Annotated in this window: 3 protein-coding genes; 2 read left to right on the forward strand and 1 reads right to left on the reverse strand. The window is 33.4% G+C overall.

Translation table 11 applies throughout. The features are described 5' to 3' along the window. Positions 1-722: 722 nt before the first annotated feature. A complete protein-coding gene (locus CN601_RS22085) occupies positions 723-2,213 on the forward strand; it encodes a spore germination protein (protein WP_098172373.1) in 1,491 nt (496 codons plus the stop codon). Between the two features lie 20 nt (positions 2,214-2,233). After that, positions 2,234-4,396, forward strand: a complete 2,163-nt coding sequence (locus CN601_RS22090; RefSeq protein WP_098172374.1) for a GerAB/ArcD/ProY family transporter — start codon at positions 2,234-2,236, stop codon at positions 4,394-4,396. Between the two features lie 150 nt (positions 4,397-4,546). On the opposite strand, the gene CN601_RS22095 is transcribed toward CN601_RS22090, so the two are convergent. Continuing rightward, positions 4,547-5,178, reverse strand: a 632-nt coding sequence (locus CN601_RS22095; protein WP_179865649.1) for a SpoVR family protein, incomplete at its 5' end; no start/stop codon positions are given.

The raw sequence follows: 5,178 nt of genomic DNA on the forward strand, positions 1-5,178 counted from the left end.
TAACTTGCCCAGCCTTGTTTCTCTTAAAGATTTTAAATTAATAACCTGTTTAAACTTACGAATACAATATTCTATAGTTCCTAATAGTCAAACTATGGAATACAAAGATCCGCTAAATACTTCGCATATAACCTGAAATATATGCGAAGTATTTTTTTTAATATGTTCGTCTTAATTAGCAATAAGTTACTAAAATAGTCCCCTCTTTTCTGTAAAAATAACTTTAACAGGCCTATGGATAAAGACTTAAACGAATGATTATAAAATTTGAATATGTTTTTACTCGTTAATTATTTTTAAGTATTAACTTTGCGGTTAGTTGTATTACGATAACATTAAAACGGATTGTAAGACGGTACCCCCTTGTTCTAGAGAAAAATATCTTTCAATTAAATAATACATTTTTAACTCTTAATAATACATGTAGCCAGTATAGGTGAATGGATTATCAGTTCTTTTCAAGAAGATCTAGAACGACTTGGTTCCATACTTGGTATCGCTACTCGAATGGCAGAACTAAGAAATAATATTAAGGTACAATTTCCAACTGCAGCTCATATGTGTTCCTGTGCGAGGCTAGTTCTTGGTCATAACGAGATTGCTGGAAATCATCTAAAACAAAAAAAGAAACAAATATTTAAAGTAAGCATTTATCGAGTAAAACTTGTATAAAATTCCCTTTTTTACACATAATTTAAAAAAATTAGTTTTGAGGGATACGGATGAAGATAAAAAATGGAGATAAGGAAAAGGAACCACAAAATATAATTGAACAAACTTGGGCGGAACAATTATCAAAATCAAATGATTTTGTTCACGAACATACTTCATTAAATGACAATGCACCTTTTTGGCTATCTTATTATCGCACACTCATCTCATCAGACATTTTACATAAAGATGTCTTACCTTATTTGCAGGAATGGTTATCGCTCGAAGGATTAAAGAATAAAATCCCTGTTCAAGAGATTATTTTAACTAAGGATAAAAATAAAATCATCCAAAACATTTTAATTGGGTCAGTAGCTATTCAAAAGCATCAAGATGATGAAGAATGTTTATTAATTAATATAGCAAACAGTAAATTTCGTGATGTTGGCATAACGACTATGGAAGTCTCTGCCATAGGACCTCAAATTGGATTTATTGAAGAATTAGACACAAATATTAATCTAATTAGGAAAAAATTGCCAGTACCTGAACTGCTAATCACGGAAATGAAGGTTGGAGAGCTATCAAAAACAAGAGTAGCAGTTATATATATGGATGGGATTGCCGATCAGGAAAATGTAAACACAGTAATACAAAGAATAACCGATATTCAATATGACCAAATTCAGGATAGTTCTTATATCTCTTCCATGATTGAGGACAATTCTAATTCCTTGTTTCCTCAATCGATCTCAACCGAAAGATCAGATCGAGTAGCTGCTGGTCTTACAGAAGGTAAAATTGTCATTGCAGTAGATGGATCACCAAATCTAGTAATTCTTCCAGTTACCTTTATGGAATCCTTTATAGCAATGGAAGATTATAGTTATTCTTGGATTATTGCAAATTTCTTTCGATTATTACGATTCAGTGCTATTTATATCTCGATATTCGTAAGTCCGCTGTATGTAGCAATTATGACTTATCATTATGAGTTGATTCCTGCCAGTTTACTTGAAACGCTTGTCGGCTCAAGGGCAACAGTTCCTTTTCCCCCATTCGGTGAGGCTCTTTTTTTAGAATTAATGATCGAAATGGTAAAAGAGGCTGGAATCCGCCTGCCGCCTAAAATCGGAATGTCCCTTGGTGTAGTAGGTGGTATCGTCCTCGGGCAGGCTGTTGTGGAAGCTGGATTAACAAGTAATATTCTGCTTATTTTAGTAGGACTTGGCGCTTTAACTTCGTATACGGCGCCTGTGTATAAATTTAGTAATACCATTCGATTTATTAAGTTTCCAATCATTTTTCTAGCTCAATGGCTAGGTTTGTTTGGAGTGTTTTTAGGCTACCAATTTACATTGCTTCACTTACTGCGGTTAACGTCACTCGGGCGTCCCTATTTAAGCCAGTATCCAATACGTAAGACTTCATTTCAAGATTTATGGGTCAGACTCCCTTTTTCGATGCAAAAAGAAAACCCAGCATCATTGAGTCCACAAAAAAAGAGAAAGTCAACTGGTACAGGAAAAAAACCAGAGCCAGCGAACGATTTTTATGAATAAACCGTAAAGGAGAAATTAAAATGAAAGTGAATATAAGACATCAGATTTCTCCTTATTTAGTCTTCTTTGTTATTTATAATTCGCAAGTTGGTGTTAGTATTTTAAGTTTCCAAAGAATCATTGCCGCGAAAGCAGGAAATGATGCCTGGATTGGTGTATTAGCTGCAGGTTGTTTAGTACAGGTGTTAATATGGGTGATGTATAAACTTTTAGGAAAAGTCGATGGAGATATTATCGATGTTCATGTAAGTATTTTTGGAAATATACTAGGCAAATTTTTCAGTTTTTTTATCATGATATATTATTGGTTAGCAAGTGTTTATGTTTTACTAAAGTTTATAGAGATCGTTCAAGTCTGGATGTTTCCTACCATACCATCATGGATTATTGCTTCCTTAATTTTATTATCAGTTTATTATTGTATTTCCGGAGGATTTCGAGTTGTTGTCGGGATGTCTCTTTTATCGTTTATTTTCCCGCAAATTTTGTTAATCGTCCTTTATTTTTTTCCGTTAAAAATGGCTCACTTTTCAAATTTACTGCCTATAATGAGCCATTCATTAAAAGAATTGTCTGATTCCTTAAAAGGCTCAATGTCTACAACGGCTGGAACTGAAACTTTACTGATGTTCTATCCATTTATAAGGAATCCTAAAGCCTCAAAAAAATTTGCTCATTTAGGTGTTCTATTTACTACTTTACTATATACTTTTTCTTCTATTGTTTCCCTTACCTTCTATAGTGAAAAACTGTTAAATACGACAATTTGGCCAGAACTGTCTTTTACGAAAATAATTACACTGCCTTTTTTAGAGAGATTTGAATACTTATATATCTCCATGTATTTGGTTATCGTTAGCTCTTTACTCGCACTTTTATTATGGTGTTCCAGTAGAGGTTTTAAAAAAATTTTTAGTAGTAAGCAAAATTATATTTTACTAATTCTTAGCCTATTAAGCGTAGTCCTTTGTCAAATAATAAACGACCCCTTCAAAGATATGCTAGATAAATATATCACTCAAATGAATTTATGGATTTTTTACGGCTATATTCCAATACTCTTACTTTTTGTTACTTTTAAAAAATGGGTAATCAAAATGATTAGTAGGTCTGTGCTTTTGTTGTTTCTTATTTTAATATTGTCAGGGTGCACCCTTTTTCCCACCTCCTACATTGTTAATAAAATCGATATGTCACAGGGGTTAGGGTATGATCTTTCGGGAAAACAGAACATAAAGGGAACAATTGTATATCCCATTTTTAAAAAAGACAAAACTTCTTCTACAGAAGTCCGAACAGCTATAGGGAAATCCAGTAAAGAGATTCGTTCGATCTTAAATAACGAAACTCAAAATCCATTGGTAAGTGGTCAGGTTCGTATAGCTCTTTATGGAAAAGAACTGGCAAAAATAGGGATCAATGATTTTGTAGACACCTTACATCGTGACCCTTCAATTGGGAGCCTTATTCAATTGGGAATTGTTGATGGCGATGCTAATCAATTATTTAAATCAAAGAAATATAAAAATGAGAACGTTTCAATTTATGTCAATAATTTGCTAGAGCAAAATATGGAAATTGGCCAACTTCCTCGAACTGATTTACATACCTTTTTATTTCAATTATTTCAAATGGGACAGGATCCATATTTACCTTTAATTAAAACAGAAAACGAAAACATCAGGATCACTGGAATGGCATTTTTTAAAAATGATCAATATGTTACATCTATTTCACTAGAAGATTCTTTCATATTTAAGACTTTAGTTGAAAGCTCCAAAAATACTTTGCACCAATTTATTTTAGAAAATGGTGATAAGGTCGTTATTGAAACTCTCGGTTCAAAAGTAAAGTATAAAGTAAAAATTGTACATGATAGACCAGAATTTATTATTCAGCTAAAACTGAGACCAAGTCTTAAAGAATTCGCTCCTTCAAAGAAACAAAGGGTAGCTGTTGATAAAAAAAGGATTCAAAAACAGATTGAACAAATATTAGAAAAAAACGGCGTAAAGATTGTTACCGAATTTAAGAACCAACAAATAGACCCTCTAGGTTTAGGAGCAAAATATAGAGAACATTATCCAGGATTTAATGAAAAACAATGGGAAATGTATTATCCACACGTAAAAGTTCATATAAAGGCAGATGTTGAAATCCGACAAACTGGAACGATTGATTAACGAAGGCAATATGGAAAAAGACACCATGTTTATTAAGTGGTGTCTTCTAGACTGTAGATAATCCCCATTTCAAATCGTTGACTTGAAATGGGAGTTGTTCATATTTCTCTAAAAATTTATCAAAAGAAAGAACGCCTATAAAAGGCGTTCTCAAATATACTTCCGATGAATATTCTTCCCATCATAACTAAACAACACAGACTTACCCTCAATATTAGTCTCCAAATGAACCCCTCTACCCCACAGCTGATGAATATAAGGCATTACCTTCTCAACATACTTCACATCAAGTTCCATATGTTCATAAGAATGCTTCAAATAAAGCTCTCCATTTTTTAAATAGTCTCCTTCTTGAACTACAATATAAGGGAATCCTCCATTTACTCGACTAACGACTAGTTGATCTCGTACATTTTCCCATGCCTTATCAGTAACTTTATACTCCTTACCTTGTCGCTGGAATAAATACATATCTTCTCGCATGACGAGTTCTTTCGTTAAGTAGTTTCTGATAAATGAACTATCAGACTCTAACTCTCGTACTTCAAACATTTTTTCTCGACCGCTGCCAGGTTTAACACCTAACTCACGCATTTCTTTTGATGGGTGATTGTATCGTTCTTCTATGTCTTCAAACATCCTTAGCCCTAAATAATATGGGTTAATGCCTGTTTTTGATGGTTGAACAACGCCTGCGTTTAGTTTTGCGTATTCGATTGCTTCGTTTGAGTCTAGGTTCAGTTCGCGCATGATGCGGATGTGCCAGTAACTTGCCCAGCCTT

Origin of the sequence: Bacillus sp. AFS017336, assembly GCF_002555445.1 — a bacterium.
Classification (GTDB): domain Bacteria; phylum Bacillota; class Bacilli; order Bacillales; family Bacillaceae_G; genus Gottfriedia.